This window comes from Diaphorobacter sp. B2A2W2, from assembly GCF_056730635.1.
Genome location: NZ_JBWZOR010000002.1, coordinates 66,595 through 84,277, shown reverse-complemented (window position 1 = coordinate 84,277; position 17,683 = coordinate 66,595). Strand labels below are relative to the sequence as shown.

Genomic DNA, 17,683 nt, shown 5'->3' with positions numbered 1-17,683 from the left:
GACCATGGATTTCAACTTCTCCGACGACCAGCAGCAACTGCGCGACGCCGTACGCCGCTGGGTGGACAAGGGTTACGGTTTCGAGCGCCGCCGCGCCATCGTGGCCGCAGGTGGATTTGACCGCGCCGCTTACAACGAGTTGGCCGAACTGGGCCTCACGGCCCTCACCGTGCCCGAGGCCCACGGCGGCCTGGGCCAGGGCGCCGCGGATGCCATGGTGGCCATGGAAGAGCTGGGCCGCGGCATCGTGCTGGAGCCGCTGGCGCATGCGTTCATTGCGGCCCGCGTGCTTAGCGAATGCGCCGACGACAACGTGCAGTCCGCCTGGCTACCGCGCATCGCCAGCGGCGAAGCCCTGGTGGTGCTGGCCCACCAGGAGCGCAAGGCCCGCTACCGCCTCGACGTTTGCGAGGCAAAAGCGGCTGCAGCGCCCGGTGGATATGCGCTCACAGCTATCAAAAGCGTAGTTCCGGCGGGCGACCAGGCGGATGCCTTCCTCGTGCCCGCACAGCTCGATGGCCGCATCGCGCTGTTCCTGGTGGAACGCAGCGCCGCCGGCGTGGCCACGCGCGGCTACCTCACGCAGGACGGCAGCCGCGCCGCCGAACTGTCGCTGACCCAGGCGCCCGCCACACTCGCCACCGCCGACGGCCTGGCCGCGCTGGAGCTGGCCGTGGACACCGGCATTGCCGCCGCCTGCGCCTACGCCGTGGGCGCCATGGAGCAGACCCTGGCCATCACCGCCGACTACATGAACCAGCGCAAGCAGTTCGGCGTGCCCATCGCCAGCTTCCAGGCGCTGCGCCACCGCATCGCCGACATGAAGATGCAGCTGGAACTGGCGCGCTCCATGAGCTACTACGCCAGCCTGAAGCTGGGCGAGGAAGCCGGCGAGCGCCGCCGCGCCCTGGCCCGCGCCAAGGTGCAACTGGGCCAGTCCATGCGCTTCGTCGGCCAGCAGGCGGTGCAGTTGCACGGCGGCATCGGCGTGACGGACGAGTACATCATCAGCCACTACTTCAAGACGCTCACGCAGCTGGAGATGTCGTGGGGCGACACGCTGCACCACGTGGGCGAGGTGGGCGCGCGCATGCAGGACACGGCGGGGGTGTTTGCCTAAGGGCCCGAAGCAGCGCTTCTCGGAGGCATCTCCGCTGGCTTAGCGCTTGCGGGGATACAGCTGTGTGCGGATGCTCTGCTTGCGTGCATAGCGCACTACGAACGCGTGCGTTGCACGGCACGAAGATCGCTGCCTTTCTGGACACCGCCGCCGAATCCAGTGCCTGGCGCGCAGTTTTTGGCTTGAACTAGGAAGCCGCACAGCGCATGGCCCACCTGCACTGCGCAGACGTGCAGGCGGCCGCATTGGCGTCGGCGAAACGCGCTTTACGCTCCGCCGCCGGCGGCTTCCACGCTTCCCGGATAATGACGGGTTTTCCGTTTAGCGCCCTAACGCGCAGCACCTTTTTGCCATGAGCGCCACTGCCCCCCACGCTGACCCCATCCGCCAGTACCTCGAGACCGCCCGCACCCAGATCGCCAAAGGTGAACTCCGCCAGGCTGCCGAGACCCTGAACAAGGCCCAGAAGAAGTCGCCCAACGACGCGCGCGTCTTCATGCTGGCCGGCCTGATGGCGGAGAAGGCAGGCAACGTCAAGGGCGCCTTCGAAGCCCTGCGCAAGAGCGTCGCCCTGGCACCTACATGGGGCCCGGGTCTGCTGGAGCTGGCGCTGCTGCTGGCGCGACAGAACCAGTTCCAGGAAGCCGTGGAGACGGCCGAGAAGGTGGCCAAGCTGGAGCCCAAGAACCTGTTGGTGCTGGCCGGGGTGGTGGACATTGCGCACCGTGCGGGCCACGCTGAAATGGCCGTGCGCCATCTGCGTCGCGGTCTGGAGCTGGTGCCGGGCGACGTGCAGTTGCGCCGCCTCCTGGCCGCCGACCTGGAAGGCCTGGGGCAACACGCCGAAGCACTGGATGTATGGAACGGCTTGATCGCGCAGGATCCCAAGGACCAACAGGCGCTGCTGGGCCGCGTGAAGACCCTGCTGGCGGCAGGCAAGCCCGCCCAGGCCGCGGCCGATACCACCACGTTGCTTGAGTTGGCGCCCGGCGATTCCGTGTATGCCTATTACAGCGCGCTGGCCCATGGCGTTACCCCGCCGCACCAGCCTGTCGAGTTGAACCGCCATCTGTTTGAGGGCCTGGCCGAGGTCTACGACCAGCACACGGTACGCGGTCTGCGGTACCAACTGCCGAAAATCGTGGCCGACAAGATCCTGGCCCGCTACCCCGATAAGCACCTGAATGTGCTAGACCTGGGCTGCGGCACGGGGCTGCTGGGTGTGTGCCTGGGCCGCATCGACGGATTCCTGATCGGCGTGGATGTTTCCACCAAGATGATCGAGCAGGCCCATCGCCACCGCGTGTACGACCGGTTTCACACCGTCAACCTGCTGGATGCCCTGCGCGAGACGCCGGGCGACATCTATGAGGTAATCACCGCCCTGGACGTCTTCATTTACACCGGCGAGCTGGTGGAAGCCATTCCCAACGCGCATCGCATTCTGCTGCCGGCCGGGGACTTTTACTTCTCCTGCGAGGCCGCCCCGGAAGAAGGTACCGACCTCGTGCTGCAGTCCAATGGCCGCTATGCCCACAAGCGCAGCCATGTGCAGGCGCTGTGCCGCCAAGCGGGCTTTGAATCGGTGGAGATCGAAGACCTGACGCTGCGCTACGAAGGCGGCGAGCCTGTGCAAGGCTTCCTGGTCAAGGCCCGCAAGGCGGCTGCTTAAGAAGCCCAGCCAGCCTCATCAAAAAACGCGGCCTTGGCCGCGTTTTTTGTTACCCGCCAACGTCAGCTCAACAGCCGCGACGACTTGGGCACGTGGGCCATGAGGAACTCCATCTGGTCGGCCAGGATGCGCCGGTTGCGCAGGATGAAGTCTTCCCACAGGCTGGGTACGTAAGGCGTGTACAGCAGCGGCATATGCGCCTGCTCGGGCGTACGCGGGCCCTTGCGGTGGTTGCAGGGGCGGCACGAGGTGACCACGTTCATCCAGTGGTCCACGCCGTTCCTGGCAAACGGCACGATGTGCTCGCGGGTCAGGTCCTGTTCCTGGAAATGCCCTCCGCAGTAGGCGCACACGTTGCGGTCGCGTGCGAACAGCTTGGCGTTGGTGAGGCTGGGGTAGAGGTCGAAGGGGTTGATGTTCGGCACGCCACGCGTACCGATGATGCTGCTCACCGCGATCTGTGACTGCTCGCCGGTGATGGCGTTATGGCCACCGCGAAACAGCGCGACCTGCGCGCCGATCTCCCAGCGCACCTCGCCCGCGGCGTAGTGCGTGACCGCCTGCTCCAGCGTTATCCAGGATTGCGGCAGCCCCTGGGCCGACAGCTTCAAGACCTTCACAACACGCCTCCTGCCATGGAACACAAGAATCGGAACGTTGATGTCTCGCCGGTCGCACTGTGCAGCGCAGCCGGTAGCGCACAATATACTCTTTTTCATGACAAATTGGCGTCAAGCGCTTGATGGACTTGCGCCAGCCGCTATCAAAAGAAAAGCACTGCGATGAAGATCTTCCGCGGCTTCCATCACCCGGACGTGGCACCCGCCTGCGCCCTCACCATCGGCAATTTCGACGGCGTGCACCGCGGCCACCAGGCCATGCTGGCCCTGCTGAACAGCGAGGCGCAGCACCGCGGCGTGCAAAGCTGCGTGCTGACCTTCGAGCCGCATCCGCGCGACTACTTCGCCGGGGTGCACAAGCGCCCGGATCTCGCGCCCGCGCGCATCGGCACGCTGCGCGACAAGCTGTCCGAGCTGGCGCGCTGCGGCGTGCAGCAGACCATCGTGCTGCCGTTCAACGAAAAGCTGGCACGCCAGGCACCCCAGGCCTTCATCGACGATGTGGTGGTGGGCGGCCTGGGTGCGCGCTACCTGCTGGTGGGCGACGATTTCCGCTTCGGCGCCCAGCGCGCGGGGGACTACGCCATGCTGGACACCGCCGGCCGCGAGCGTGGCTTCGAGGTGGCGCGCATGAACAGCTACGAGGTGCACGGGCTGCGTGTTTCCAGCTCCGCCGTGCGCGACGCCCTGGGCGCCGGCGACATGGAGGAAGCCACTCGCCTGCTGGGGCGCCCGTACGCGATCTCTGGCCACGTGGTGCATGGACGCAAGCTGGGCCGGTCGCTGGGCCGCTCCGCCGCCAGCGGGCCTCACCAGGACGGCTTTCGCACGCTGAACCTGCGCTTTGCGCACTGGAAACCGGCCGCCAGCGGCATCTTCGCGGTACTGGTGCACGGGCTGGACGCCGAGCCCCTGCCCGGTGTGGCCAACCTGGGCGTGCGCCCGTCGCTGGACCCGAGCGACGTGAACGGCGGGCGCGTGCTGCTGGAGACGCATTGCCTGCAGTGGCCCGCTCACCTGGGGGCCGAGGGGGCCTACGGTAAAATCGTGCGCGTGGAACTCCTGCACAAACTGCACGACGAGCTGAAGTACGACAGCCTGGGCGCCCTCACAACCGGCATCGCCAAGGACTGCGATGACGCCCGCGCGTACTTCGCATCCTCCCACGCAGAGACCCGTCGCCAGACCACACGCGACCGAATTTGACGGGGCCGCCTTCGCCCCGCCAGCGCTTGGCGGGCCGCGCCAGCCCCGCCCTTGTCCTGCCCCCGTGTTTGCCTTTCGGGCCACGCCCGGAACGCCCTTGACCTGAAGGTTCCCATGTCCGATTCCAACCCCAAGAACGCCCCCGCCAGTGCCTACCGCGGCACGCTGAACATGCCCGACACGCCCTTCCCCATGCGCGGCGACCTGCCCAAGCGCGAGCCGGGCTGGGTCAAGGAATGGGACGACAAGGGCATCTACAAGAAGCTGCGCGACGCCCGCAGCGGCGCGCCGAAGTTCATCCTGCACGACGGCCCGCCGTACGCCAACGGCCAGCTGCACATCGGCCACGCGGTGAACAAGATCCTGAAGGACATGATCATCAAGGCGCGCCAGCTCGAGGGCTTTGACGCGATCTACGTGCCGGGCTGGGACTGCCACGGCCTGCCGATCGAGAACGCCATCGAAAAGCTGCACGGCCGCAACCTGCCGCGCGACGAGATGCAGGCCAAGGGCCGCGCGTTTGCCACCGAGCAGATCGCGCAGCAGATGGTGGACTTCAAGCGCCTGGGCGTGCTGGGGGACTGGGACAACCCGTACAAGACCATGAATTTTGCGAGCGAGGCCGGCGAGATCCGCGCGCTCAAGAAGGTCATGGAGCGCGGTTTCGTGTACCGTGGCTTGAAGCCCGTGTACTGGTGCTTCGACTGCGCCTCGTCGCTGGCGGAGTTCGAGATCGAATACCAGGACAAGAAGAGCCAGACGCTGGACGTGGCGTTCAAGGCACATGAGCCGGCCAAGCTGGCCGCTGCCTTCGGCCTGCCCGCCCTGTCCAAGGACGCCTTCGCGGTCATCTGGACCACCACCGCCTGGACCATTCCCGCCAACCAGGCACTGAACCTCAATCCCGAGCTGCCGTACGCGCTGGTAGACACCGAGCGCGGCCTGTTCATCGTGGCCGAATCACTGGTCGAGGCCTGCATGACGCGCTGGGGCCTCACGGGCCAGGTGCTGGCCGTGGTGCCCGGCGAAAAGCTCGCGGGCCTGGAGTTCGAGCATCCGCTGTACGACATGGACGCGGGCTACCGGCGCCTGTCGCCCGTGTACCTGGCCGACTACGCCACTGCCAGCGATGGTACGGGCCTGGTGCACTCCTCGCCCGCCTATGGCGTGGACGACTTCAACTCCTGCGTCGCCCACGGCATGGCCTACGACCAGATCCTGAACCCCGTGCAGGGCAACGGCACCTACGCGGCGGACTTTCCGCTGTTCGGCGGCCAGCACATCTGGAAGGCCGTGCCCGTCATCATCGACGCACTTAAGGTCGCCGGCCGCCTGCTGAACACCACCACCATCACCCACAGCTACCCGCACTGCTGGCGCCACAAGACGCCCGTGATCTATCGCGCCGCGGCGCAGTGGTTCGTGCGCATGGACGAGGGCGAGGGCGTATTCACCGACCCGGCGCAGAAACCCGCACAGACCCTGCGCCAGATCGCGCTGGAAGCCATCGAGCACACGGCCTTCTACCCGGACAACGGCAAGGCCCGCCTGCGCGACATGATTGCCGGGCGGCCCGACTGGTGCATCTCGCGCCAGCGCAGCTGGGGCGTGCCGATCCCGTTCTTCCTGCACCAGGACTCGGGCGAGCTGCACCCGCGCACCATGGAGATCATCGACCGGGCCGCAGAGATCGTCGAGCAGGGCGGCATCGAAGCCTGGAGCCGTGTGACGGCCGAGGAGATCCTGGGCGCGGAGGACGCCAAGCACTACACCAAGAGCACCGACATCCTGGAAGTGTGGTTCGACTCCGGCTCCACCTTCTGGCATGTGATGCGCGGCACGCACCCCACCATGCACCATGACCAGGGTCCCGAGGCCGACCTGTACCTCGAAGGCCATGACCAGCACCGCGGCTGGTTCCACAGCTCGCTGCTGCTGGCCAGCGCCATCTTCGGGCGCGCACCCTACCGCGGCCTGCTCACGCACGGCTTCACGGTGGACGGCCAGGGCAAGAAGATGAGCAAGTCGCTGGGCAACACGGTCTCGCCGCAGGAGGTGAGCGGCAAGCTGGGCGCCGAAATCATCCGCCTGTGGTGTGCCGCCACCGACTATTCGGGCGACCTGGCCATCGACGACAAGATCCTGGCGCGCGTGGTGGACGCCTACCGCCGCATCCGCAACACGCTGCGCTTCTTGCTCGCCAACGTGAGCGACTTCGACCCGGCCCAGGACGCCGTGCCGTTCGAGCAGATGCTGGAGATCGACCGCTACGCCCTCTCGCGCGCGGCGCAGCTGCAGCAGGACATCCTGGCGCACTACAAGGTGTACGAGTTCCACCCCGTGGTCGCCAAGCTGCAGCTGTACTGCTCGGAAGACCTGGGGGGCTTTTACCTCGACGTGCTCAAGGACCGCCTGTACACCACGGCGCCCAAGAGCCTGGCGCGCCGCAGCGCGCAGACCGCCCTCTACCAGATCACCCATGCCATGCTGCGCTGGATGGCGCCTTTCCTGTCCTTCACGGCCGAAGAGGCATGGAAGGTGTTCGGCCAGTCCGAGACCATCTACCTGGAGACCTACCAGACCATTCCCACGGCCGACGAGGGCCTGGCCGCCAAGTGGGAACGCCTGCGTGAGATCCGCGACGCGGTGAACAAGGAGATCGAGACCGTGCGCGCTGCCGGAACCGTGGGCTCGTCGCTGCAGGCTGTGGTCACGCTCACTGCCGCGCCCGAAGACCATGCGCTGCTGGCCAGCCTGGGCGACGATCTGAAGTTCGTGCTCATCGTTTCAGCTACACATTTGGCAGCTGGCAGCGCCCTGCAGATCAGCGTTGCGGCCAGTTCCGATGCCAAGTGCGAGCGCTGCTGGCACTACCGTGCCGACGTGGGCCAGAATCCCGGGCACCCCACGCTCTGCGGGCGCTGCGACAGCAACTTGCATGGCGCCGGTGAAAACCGGGTGCACGCCTGATGGCGCGCGCCGCTGTATCCCGCAGTGCCAGCCTGTGGCCCTGGTTGGCCTGGGCCGTGCTGCTCGTCATTGCCGACCAGTTCACCAAGACGCTGATCCTGGGCTACTACCGCCTGGGCGACGCGACCTACGTGACCAGCTTCTTCAACATCGTGCGGGCGCACAACACCGGGGCGGCGTTCTCCTTCCTGGCCGATGCCGGGGGATGGCAGCGCTGGCTGTTCACGGGCATTGCGCTGGCAACGGCGGTCTTTATCCTGTGGCAGCTGCGCGCCCACCCGGGGCAGAAGCTGTTCTGCTTCGCGCTGTCCAGCATCCTGGGCGGTGCCATCGGCAACGTGGTGGACCGCCTGCAGCATGGCTACGTCGTGGACTTCCTGGACTTTCACCTGCGCGGCTGGCACTTCCCCGCGTTCAACGTGGCCGACTGCGCCATCACCGTGGGTGCGGCCTGCCTGATCCTGGACGAGCTGCTGCGCGTGCGCCGCACCGGCTGACACCCGCCTGGGCGCAACCACGGCGCCCGTTCGCGGGTATGCTGCGCTGTTTCATGGTCGCACGACGACCCGTTGGAAGAGCCCAAGCCCACCCATGAAACACCTGCTGAATCTGCTGGCCGCCATTGCCCTGCTGGTCTGGGGCACGCACCTCGTGCGCACCGGCGTGCTGCGCGTGTTCGGCGCCAATCTGCGCACCATGCTGGCGCGCAGCATGGGCAACCGCTTCTCCGCCGCGCTCTCGGGCATGGGTGTGACGGCGCTGGTGCAGTCCAGCACCGCCACCTCGCTCATGACCTCGTCCTTCGTGGGCCAGGGCCTGATCACGCTGCCCGCGGCGCTGGCCGTGATGCGCGGCGCCGACGTGGGCACCGCGCTCATGTCCGTGCTGTTCTCGCTGGACCTGTCGTGGCTGTCGCCGCTGTTCATCTTCGTAGGCGTGGTGCTGTTCATCGCGCGCCAGGCCGGCACCGCCGGGCGCGTGGGGCGCGTGCTTATCGGCCTGGGGCTGATGCTGCTGGCGCTGGAGATGGTGATGCAGGCCAGCGGCCCCATGCTGGCCTCGCCCGTCATCAAGATGGTGCTGGGCTCGGTGCGCAGCGACATTGCGCTGGAGATCATCCTGGGCACGGTGCTGGCCGTGCTGGCCTACTCCAGCCTCGCCATCGTGCTGCTGATCGCGGCCATGGCCGCCTCGCACGTGGTGCCGCTGGACGTGGCCCTAGGCCTGGTGCTGGGCGCCAACCTGGGTAGCGGCCTGGTGGCGGTACTGACCACCGCCAAGTCGGCCGTGGAGGTGCGCCAGGTGACCGTGGGCAACCTGGTGTTCAAGGTCCTGGGCGTGCTGCTGGTGGCCCCGTTCATCGGGCTGTGGCTGCGGCACCTGCAGCCGCACATGCCGGGTACGGCCCAAGGCGTGGTGCTGTTCCACCTGGCCTACAACATCCTCATCAGCGTGGGCTTCATCGGCTTCACGCAATGGGTGGCGCGCGCCGTGGCGTGGCTTCTGCCCAAGCCCGAAAGCGCGCAGCGCCGCCGCCCGCAGCACCTGGACCCGTCCGCGCTGTCCACGCCCTCGCTGGCCATCTCCTGCGCGGCGCGCGAGGCCCTGTACCAGGCCGACGTGGTGGAGACCATGTTGCTGGGCGTGCTGCAGGTCATACGCCACAACGACCAGGACCTGGCCGAACGCCTGCGCAAGATGGACGACGAGGTGGACGAGCTGTACTCCGCCATCAAGTACTACCTGACGAAGATCTCGCGCGAGGCCCTGGGCGAGGAAGAAAGTCGCCGCTGGGCCGACATCATCAGCTTCACCATCAACATGGAGCAGGTGGGCGACATCATCGAGCGCGTGCTGCAGGACATCGAGGACAAGAAGATCCGCAAGGGCCGCGACTTCTCCGAGGCCGGCATGGCCGAGATCACCGAACTGCACCAGCGCCTGATAGACAACCTGCGCCTGGGCATGAGCGTGTTCCTGAACGGCAACCTGCGCGACGCGCAGCGCCTGTTGGAGGAGAAGGTGCGCTTTCGCGACCTGGAGCGCGCCTACGCCGCCAGCCACCTGCTACGGCTGTCGGACGGCACGGTGCCGGCCATGGAGACTAGCTCGCTGCACATCGACCTGATCAGCGACCTCAAGCGCATCAACTCGCACATCTGCTCCATCGCCTACCCCATCCTAGAGTCGGCCGGCGCGCTGGCCCCCAGCCGCCTCAAGGCCCTGCGCGCGGCGCCCGCGCCGCTGAACGATCACCCCTGAGGCGCTGCCGCCTGGGGACGGCGCGCATAGCGCTGCGCCAACACCGCGCACACCATGAGCTGCATCTGGTGGAACACCATCAGCGGCAGCACGATGGCGCCCGCGGCCTCTGAGGGGAACAGCACCTTGGCCATGGGTACGCCGCTCACCAGGCTCTTCTTGGAGCCACAGAACACGATGGTGATCTCATCCTCCTTGGAAAAACCCAGGCGCCGCGCCAGCCAGGTGGTGGCGGTGAGCGCCAGCCCCAAGATCACCGCGCACACCACCAGCAGGCCGGCCAGCGCGGGCAGCGGCAACTCGCGCCACAGGCCGCCCACCACGGCTGCGCTGAATGCGGTGTAGACCACCAGCAGCACCGAGCCCTGGTCCACGTACTTGAGCGTCGCCGCGTGGCGGCTGATGAAACCGCCGATCCACGGCCGCAGCAGGTGCCCCGCAACGAAGGGCAGCATCAGCTGCAGCATGATGCGACCGATGCTGCCCAGTACATCCTGCTGCACCGTGCCCGAGGCCTGCGGCAGCACCACGCCCACCAACAGCGGGGTGATCACGATACCCAGCAGGGTGGAGGCCGAGGCGCTGCAAATGGCCGCCGCCATGTTGCCGCGCGCCACCGCCGTGAACGCGATGGCCGACTGCACCGTGGCCGGCAGCACACACAGGAACAGCACGCCGGTGTACAGCTCTGGCGTCACCAGCGGCTGCAGCACCGGCCGCAGCACCAGGCCCAGCACCGGAAACAGCATGAAGGTGCTGGCCACCACCAGCAGGTGCAATCGCCAGTGGCCGATGCCTGCGATCACGGCCTCGCGCGACAGCTTGGCGCCATGCATGAAGAACAGCAGCGCCACCACGCCCACGGTGGCCTTCTCGAAAAACGCGCCCACGGCGCCGGATGCAGGCAGCAGGCTGGCCAGCGTGACGGTGGCCACGAGGGCAAGGGTGAAGTTGTCGGGCAGCAGACGGGAACGGGCCATGGTGTGCGAGGAGCGGTGGAGAAAGCGTGCCGTAGTGCGGCGAGCCTGCCGGCGCAGGCATGAGGCCTGGATTGTCGGGCATGTGCCCCTATGGCGTCGGCGCGCCGCATGTTCTCCAGTCCGCTGCACAGGCAACCGCCGCGGCGGCGCTTCACTAACGAATGAAATCGCTGTCTAACGCTTGTCCATTATGCGGTAACAGCTATTGTTTTAATAGCAAATCACCAACCATAGAAACCGGCCAGCACCAGCGCCGCCTCCGGCGTGAACGCCCCTCGGGCCAGGCGCTCGTGCACCTCGCCATGGGTCAGGCATTCGAAGTGCGCCACTTCGCCATCCTGGTTCACCGGCACCACGCCCTCGGGCACGGTAGCGTGGAACCAGTCGATGCGCTCCACCATGTAGCCGATGCCACCCGCCTCGCTGCTGGGCTGCGCAAACTGCACCTGGCCGCCGGCTGCCAGGGCCTGCAATTGCTCCAGGCGCAGCCCGGCCTCCTCCCATGTCTCGCGCGCCAGGGCTTCATGCAGGCTGTCGGCCGCGGACACCATGCCGCCCATCAGCGTGTCCCACTGGCCGGGGTTGTTGGGCTTGGTGAAGGAGCGCTGCTGCACCCACAGGGCGCCCCCCGCAGTGCAGCCCACCAAGTGCACGGCCTGCGTGGCCAGGCCCAGCACGCGCACGGCCCCGCGCTCCACGGTCGCCAGGCGCCGGCCATCGGGCGTGCACACGGCCAGTTGCTCGTCGCGCCAGGGGCCGCAGCAGCCCGCCGTGCGCAGCGCATGGGCCAGCGCATTCAGCGCCGCCGTGGCCTCCTGCGCCGGCAGGGCCCAGGCGGGTTGCCCTTGATGCTCTACTTGTGATAGCTGCCAGCGCTTGTCCAGTAACCTTTGAATGCCAATCTGGTCAAAAATCGCGGCATCCACCGACCCCACGCACTCGCGCCCCAACAGCAGCGGCACGCGCGGTGCCACTGGCGGGCACTGCGCCTGCCGGCGTGCGGCGGCCACCCAGGCGGGCGCCGGCTGGCTGGGCGCCGTCATTCCAGCGTGAGGATGGTGGAGCCCGTAGTCTTGCGCGCCTCCAGGTCGCGGTGCGCCTGCTGCACGTCGCGCAGCGCATAGCGCTGGGCAATGTGGATCTTCACCTGGCCGCTGGCCACCACGGCGAACAGGTCGTCCGCCATGGCCTGCGTGGCCTCGCGCGTGGTGATGTGGCTGAACAGCGTCTGGCGCGTGACGTACAGCGAGCCCTTGGCGCCGAGCATGCCGGGTGCGAACGGCGCCACGGGGCCCGACGCGTTGCCGAAGCTGGCCATCAACCCGAAGGGACGCAGGCAATCCAGCGACTTGTCCCAGGTGTCCTTGCCCACGGAGTCGTACACCACCTTCACGCCGCGCCCGCCGGTGATCTCCTTGACCCGGGCGGCGAAGTCTTCCTTGGCATAGTTGATGGCGTAGGCCGCGCCGTTGTCCAGCGCCAGCTGGCACTTGGCGTCCGATCCTGCGGTGCCGATGAGCTGCAGGCCCAGGGCCTTGGCCCACTGGCAGGCGATCAGGCCCACGCCCCCCGCGGTCGCATGGAACAGCACAAAATCGCCGGGCTCCAGCCCTTCGACGGGGCGGGTTTTCTTCAGCAGATACTGGGCGGTCAGGCCCTTGAGCATCATGGCCGCACCGGTCTCGAAGCTGATCGCATCGGGCAGCTTGCACACGCACTTGGCGGGCATCACGCGCACTTCGCAGTAGCTACCGGGCGGCTGGCTGGCGTAGGCCGCGCGGTCGCCCACGCGCAGGTGCGTGACGCCCTCGCCCACCGCCTCGATCACGCCCGCGCCCTCCATGCCGATGCTGGCCGGCATGTTCAAGGGGTACAGGCCGGTGCGGTGGTACACGTCGATGAAGTTCAGGCCCACCGCGCGGTGGCGGATGCGCACCTCGCCCGGGCCGGGCTCGCCGACCTGCACGTCGACGATCTGGAGTTCTTCGGGGCCGCCGTGCTGGCGGATCTGAACGGCGAGGGTCATGGGAATGGGTCTCCTGGAATGATTGCAAGCGAACGCCGCAGATGCTGCCATGATTTGCCAGCCCTTGCCGTGCGCGGGACACACACGGGAGGACGCCGACTGTCACGCCTTTCGCTTACAGTTGCTGCCCCTATGACCCAACGACTCTCACCGGGCACGATTGCGATGCTCGTGGCCGCGCCGCTGCTATGGGCCGGCAATGCCGTGGTCGGCCGCGCGCTGAACACGCTGATCCCGCCCATCACCCTGAACTTCGTGCGCTGGCTGCTGGCGTTTGCGTTGCTGCTGCCACTGGCCTGGCAGGTACTGCGCCCCGGCAGCCCGCTGTGGCCGCACTGGCGCCGCTATGCGCTGCTGGGCCTGCTGGGCATCGGCAGCTACAACGCGCTGCAGTACCTGGCGCTGCAGACCTCCACGCCGCTGAACGTGACGCTGGTGGGCTCGGGCATGCCGGTATGGATGCTCATCATCGGCGCGCTGTGCTTCGGCGTGCCGGCCTCGCGCAGGCAAATAGCGGGGGTGCTGTTGTCGGTGGCCGGCGTGGTGCTGGTGCTCAGCCGCGGCAGCTGGGAGCAGTTGCTGGCGCTGCGCCTGGTGCCGGGCGACCTGTACATGGTGGCGGCCACCATCTCCTGGTCGTTCTACAGCTGGCTGCTGGTGCGCACCAGCGAGCCGCGCGAACTGCGCGGCGACTGGGCGGCCTTCCTCATGGCGCAGATGATCTTTGGACTGGGCTGGTCGGGCGCCTTTGCGGGTGCGGAATGGTCACTGGGCGCCACGCAGATCACCTGGGGCTGGCCGCTGGCCGCTGGCCTGGCCTTCATCGCCGTGGGCCCGGCCATCCTGGCCTATCGCTTTTGGGGCGTGGCGGCGCAACGCGCGGGGCCGGTGGTGGGGGGATTTTTCATCAACCTCACACCGCTGTTCGCGGCAGTGCTGTCCACGGTTTTCCTCGGAGAAGCGCCGCACCTGTACCACGCCCTGGCGTTCGCGCTGATCGTGGGTGGCATCGTGGTGTCGTCGCGCAGGGCCTAGGCCGGCGCGCGCACAGGCGTCAGTGCGCTGCTGCAGGCTGCGCCTGCGGCGCGTCGCCGTAGCGGGCCTGCAGCACCTCCACCGGCATGGGGTGCGCCAGCAGGTAGCCCTGGTACACGTCGCAGCCATGCAGCGCGAGAAAGCTGCGCTGTTCCTCTGTCTCTACCCCCTCGGCCACCACTTCCAGATCCAGGTTGCGCGCCATGCCCAGGATGGTCTGCACCACCACATCGTCGCTGCGACTCTCGCCCAGGTGGTGCACGAAAGTGCGGTCGATCTTCAGCCGATGCAATGGCAGCCGCGTGAGGTAGGCCAGTGAAGAGTAGCCCGTGCCGAAATCATCCACAGCGAAACGCACACCCTTGGTGCGCAGCTGGTGCATTTTGGCGATGGAGTCTTCCACGTCCTCCAGCACCAGGGATTCGGTAAGTTCCAACTCCAGCCGGTGCGCCGGTGCGCCGCTGCGCAGCAAGAGTTGCGACAGCTGCTCCACGAAGTCGGGGCTGCGGAACTGGCGCGCGCTCACATTCACGCTCAGCGACAGCTCGCGCAGCCGCGGCGATGCCTGCCAGCGCGCCAGCAGCTCGCAGGCGCTGGCCAGCACCCAGCGGCCCAGGGGCACGATGAGCTCGCTGTCCTCCGCCACGCCGATGAACTCCGCAGGCAGCACCAGGCCGCGCTCCGGGTGCTGCCAGCGCAGCAGCGCCTCGACCCCCACCACGGCGCCGTCGCGCGTGAACTGGGGCTGCAGGTGCAGCAGGAACTGCCCTTCGCGCAGCGCATCCTGCAGGTCCGACTCCAGCCGCGCACGCGCGCTCAGCGCCACCTGCATGCGAGGGTCGAAGAAGCACACCGCGTTGCCGCGCTGCGCCTTGACCTGGTACATGGCGATGTCCGCCTGCTTGAGTACTTCGGCCGCAGTCTGCAGCACGCTGCCGAACAGCGCGGCGCCCACGCTGCAGCTGCCGTGGTAGCTCTGTCCCGCGATCGGATAGGGCTGCGCCAGCAGTTGCACGACCTTCTCGGCCACGGCGCGCACCTGCTCGCGGGCGCGTTCCGCCTCGGTCGCCAGGCCGGCCAGCAGCACCACGAATTCGTCCCCGCCCAGGCGCGCCACGATGTCGCCCACGCGCACGCCGCTTTCCAGGCGGCGGGCCACCTGCTGCAACAGGTAGTCCCCGATCTCGTGGCCCAGGGTGTCGTTGAGGGTCTTGAAGTGGTCCAGGTCGATGAACAGCACCGCGCCATGCGTGCCCGTACGCACCGCCGATGCGCTGGCATCGCCCAGCTGATCCAGCAGCAGGCGCCGGTTGGGCAGGCCGGTGAGCTGGTCGTAGAACGCCAGGTGTTCCACCTCGGCCGTGGCCAGCCGCAGGTCGGTCACGTCGTGGTAGATGATGACCACGCCGCCATCGGCCGTGGCGCGCTCGGTGATCTGCACGTAATGGCCGTTTGGCAAAAGCTGCTCCACCCCGCCTCGCGGCGTGCACTGCTGCTGCAGGCGCTCCTCCACCCACGCGCGCTTTTCCTCCGCGCTGGCGCCGGGCAGGTGGTAGTGCACGGTCGTCTCCAGCACGCGGCGAAACGGCACGCCCTCCCCGATGGTGCTGACGAGCCAGGGGAACATCTCCTCGAAGCGCAGATTCCACTGCACCACGCAGCGCTGTGCGTCCAACAACACGAAGCCGCTCACCATGGCTTCGAGCGCCTGGTCCAGCGTGGCCTTGGAGCGCGCCACCACCCGCCGCGCACTGTGCATGCGCCGCAGGTACAGGGCGACCACGCTTCCCGCGGCCACCACCGTGGCCGCAAACAGCAGCGCGCCGAACAGCACCGTCAGCGCCTCCTGCCGCCAGCCCGCCAGCGCCGCGTCGCGCGGCAGGCTGACGGTGGCCCACAGATCGGGGTAGATAAGCGGACGCGCCACCACCATGGCCGGCTTGCCCGACAGCCGTGCGCTGGCCTGCCATGCGTGCACGCCATCGTCCGCGCTGCCTTCCTGCAGGGCCGGCGCTGCGCGCTCCTGGCGCTCCACGGTCCCCTGTGGCGCCTCCACGCCCAGCAGCAGCACGCCTTGCGTGCGCTCCAGCGTCACTTCCATGTCGGGAACCTCCAGCCCCTGCATCAGCACCGCCACCAGCGCTTCCGTCGGCACCTGCGCGACGACCAGCAGCGGCGTGCCGTCGCCCATGCGCAACTGGCGCGCCATGTACAGCACCCGCTCGGAACTGGTAGGACTCACCACGGGTTGGCTGACGGACAGCGTGGCCACCGCGGGCGCGAGGGCGGCCGCCAGGAAGCCTTCGGGCAGCTCCACGCCGTCCAGTTCGCCGGTGGACGCCGAAGATGCCAGCACGGCGCCCCGCGCATCGAGCAGCGCCACGTAGCGCAGCAGGAGGTTCTGCCGCGCCACGCCGCGCAGCAGCGTGTCGGCCGCCGCCACGTCAAGGCCCGCACGGTCGCGTGCGCGCAGGGCCAGCAGCTCTTCCGTATGCGCCAACAGCACGTCGAAAGAGAGCAGCGTGCGGTTCATGCCCGCCTCCGCCCCCGCGGCAAAACGGGTGACGCGCGCCTCGGCAACGTCCAGCGCGTCCGCGCGCGTATGCCACAGCAGCACGGCCACCGCCACCGCCAGCCCTGCGAGCAGCGCAGCCACCACCCCCCAGGTGATCAGGTGCAGGCGCCTGCCGGGCATGGGCTTCATGGCTGCACCGGCGCACTCATGCGGCGCGCAGGACCGATGGTGCGATCCCAGATATCACGGCAGCGGGCTCCGCAGCGCCGGACCCAGCGCGGCAGCACCACGGTGTTGAAGATGGTCTCGCGCCGCGCCTCGTCCTGCGCGCGCACCGGCACCAGCGCCATGGCGCCCTGGCGCCCCGTGGTGCAGCTGGGGCTCCCGACATTGCAGGCCAGGCCCTGCTCGGTCTCGCCCTGGGCACTGAGCCACACGGCCGTCTCCAGCTTGGGCAGCTCGGCCTGCAGCAGCTGGCGCAGATCGGCGGGCAGCGCCTGCCAGGCCGCGCGATTGGCCGCAAACACCGCCATGCCCCAGCTGATGGGCATGGGATAGAGATAGGCCGCATGTGCGTGCAGACCGAGGATGTTGCCCGACATGCTGGCGGTGACGGCGCATTCGCTGGCGCCCGCCTCCATGCTCTTGACCACCTGTGCGAACGGCACGCGCTGGGGCTTGGCGCCCAGTGCCGCAAAAAAGTCGCCCTGCGCGGCCGAGGACACCCGCACATGCCTTCCGCGCAGGTCATCCAGGCCCAGCAGCGGGTCCTTGCAGAACAGCACCTGCGCCGGGTAAACGTAAACCGCCAGCAGCTCCACGCCATGCTCCTCGCGCAGGGCTTTCTCCAGGTACGGACGGAAGGCCGCGAGCGAAGCGCGCAGCGTCGCCAGGTCCGGATTCAGCCCCGGCAGGTCCACGGCGGTGTACTGGGGGTACTGTGCCGACAGGGAGCTCATGAGCACCGTGCCGAAGGGCACCACGCCCAGTTGCAAGAGGCGCAGCATCTCCATGCCCGGAACGCCGGCACGGTCAAAGGGCACGATATCGGCGCGGTAGCGGCCCTCGCTCAGGCGCGGCAAATCGCGCGTCCAGAAGGGCGCCTCCAGTTGCGTGTACTGCGTGACGCCGGCCAGCCCTCCCACCACGCGCAGGCGCAACGGCGCGGCATCGGCCGCGGGCGTGTCCGGCGCGCCGGCGTGCGCGGCCGCGCACAGCAGCGCCGCGCCCCACAAGGCCAGCCGCCCGCGCAGTGCGGGGCAGCGCATCCGTCGTCC

The 17,683-nt window shown here is 68.1% G+C and carries 13 protein-coding genes; 7 read left to right on the top strand and 6 right to left on the bottom strand.

What is annotated here, in order from left to right:
• Window positions 1-4: 4 nt before the first annotated feature.
• Window positions 5-1,120 carry an acyl-CoA dehydrogenase family protein gene (locus AC1PPL_RS03630; protein ID WP_479972669.1) on the top strand — a complete coding sequence of 372 codons (1,116 nt, stop codon included), beginning with the start codon at window positions 5-7 and terminating at the stop codon, window positions 1,118-1,120.
• 352 nt (window positions 1,121-1,472) lie between these two features.
• Window positions 1,473-2,792, top strand: a complete 1,320-nt coding sequence (locus AC1PPL_RS03625; RefSeq protein WP_479972668.1) for a tetratricopeptide repeat protein — start codon at window positions 1,473-1,475, stop codon at window positions 2,790-2,792.
• A 62-nt stretch (window positions 2,793-2,854) separates the two neighbouring features.
• Here AC1PPL_RS03625 and AC1PPL_RS03620 read toward each other — a convergent pair whose 3' ends face one another.
• Entirely contained in the window at window positions 2,855-3,412 is a 558-nt protein-coding gene (locus AC1PPL_RS03620; protein ID WP_011806507.1) for an HNH endonuclease, read from the bottom strand.
• A 162-nt stretch (window positions 3,413-3,574) separates the two neighbouring features.
• Here AC1PPL_RS03620 and AC1PPL_RS03615 point away from each other — a divergent pair, with 162 nt between their 5' ends.
• The 4 genes from AC1PPL_RS03615 (at window position 3,575) to AC1PPL_RS03600 (ending at window position 9,850) form a co-directional block, all read left to right on the top strand.
• Complete coding sequence (locus AC1PPL_RS03615) at window positions 3,575-4,618, top strand: bifunctional riboflavin kinase/FAD synthetase (RefSeq protein WP_088886164.1); 1,044 nt, start codon at window positions 3,575-3,577, stop codon at window positions 4,616-4,618.
• A gap of 114 nt (window positions 4,619-4,732) precedes the next feature.
• The gene (ileS, locus tag AC1PPL_RS03610) at window positions 4,733-7,588 is read left to right on the top strand and encodes an isoleucine--tRNA ligase (protein WP_479972667.1); all 2,856 of its coding nucleotides are present in this window, start codon (window positions 4,733-4,735) and stop codon (window positions 7,586-7,588) included.
• Complete coding sequence (gene lspA / locus AC1PPL_RS03605; RefSeq protein WP_103737064.1) at window positions 7,588-8,085, top strand: signal peptidase II; 498 nt, start codon at window positions 7,588-7,590, stop codon at window positions 8,083-8,085. Before ileS ends, lspA begins: the two co-directional genes overlap by 1 nt.
• A gap of 94 nt (window positions 8,086-8,179) precedes the next feature.
• Window positions 8,180-9,850 (top strand): Na/Pi cotransporter family protein, encoded by a 1,671-nt coding sequence (locus AC1PPL_RS03600; protein WP_123676253.1) that lies wholly within the window; start codon window positions 8,180-8,182, stop codon window positions 9,848-9,850.
• Here AC1PPL_RS03600 and AC1PPL_RS03595 read toward each other — a convergent pair.
• The 3 genes from AC1PPL_RS03595 to AC1PPL_RS03585 all read right to left on the bottom strand — a co-directional run bounded on the left by AC1PPL_RS03595 (window position 9,841) and on the right by AC1PPL_RS03585 (window position 12,856).
• Complete coding sequence (locus AC1PPL_RS03595; RefSeq protein ID WP_015914063.1) at window positions 9,841-10,830, bottom strand: bile acid:sodium symporter family protein; 990 nt, start codon at window positions 10,828-10,830, stop codon at window positions 9,841-9,843. The two genes, AC1PPL_RS03600 and AC1PPL_RS03595, sit on opposite strands and share 10 nt — an antisense overlap.
• A gap of 221 nt (window positions 10,831-11,051) precedes the next feature.
• Window positions 11,052-11,873: an NUDIX hydrolase gene (locus AC1PPL_RS03590; RefSeq protein ID WP_479972666.1), complete on the bottom strand. Its 822-nt coding sequence runs from the start codon at window positions 11,871-11,873 to the stop codon at window positions 11,052-11,054.
• On the bottom strand, window positions 11,870-12,856 hold the full coding sequence (locus AC1PPL_RS03585) for a quinone oxidoreductase family protein (RefSeq protein WP_479972665.1): 987 nt from the start codon (window positions 12,854-12,856) through the stop codon (window positions 11,870-11,872). The genes AC1PPL_RS03590 and AC1PPL_RS03585 overlap by 4 nt, the downstream gene beginning before the upstream one ends.
• Window positions 12,857-12,988: 132 nt before the next feature.
• Between AC1PPL_RS03585 and AC1PPL_RS03580 the strand changes: the two genes are divergently transcribed.
• A complete protein-coding gene (locus AC1PPL_RS03580; protein WP_270174168.1) occupies window positions 12,989-13,891 on the top strand; it encodes a DMT family transporter in 903 nt (300 codons plus the stop codon).
• 19 nt (window positions 13,892-13,910) lie between these two features.
• Here AC1PPL_RS03580 and AC1PPL_RS03575 read toward each other — a convergent pair whose 3' ends face one another.
• Both AC1PPL_RS03575 and AC1PPL_RS03570 read right to left on the bottom strand, forming a co-directional pair.
• The gene (locus AC1PPL_RS03575; RefSeq protein ID WP_479972664.1) at window positions 13,911-16,595 is read right to left on the bottom strand and encodes a bifunctional diguanylate cyclase/phosphodiesterase; all 2,685 of its coding nucleotides are present in this window, start codon (window positions 16,593-16,595) and stop codon (window positions 13,911-13,913) included.
• Window positions 16,592-17,674 (bottom strand): TRAP transporter substrate-binding protein, encoded by a 1,083-nt coding sequence (locus tag AC1PPL_RS03570; protein WP_088886156.1) that lies wholly within the window; start codon window positions 17,672-17,674, stop codon window positions 16,592-16,594. Before AC1PPL_RS03570 ends, AC1PPL_RS03575 begins: the two co-directional genes overlap by 4 nt.
• Window positions 17,675-17,683: the final 9 nt, after the last annotated feature.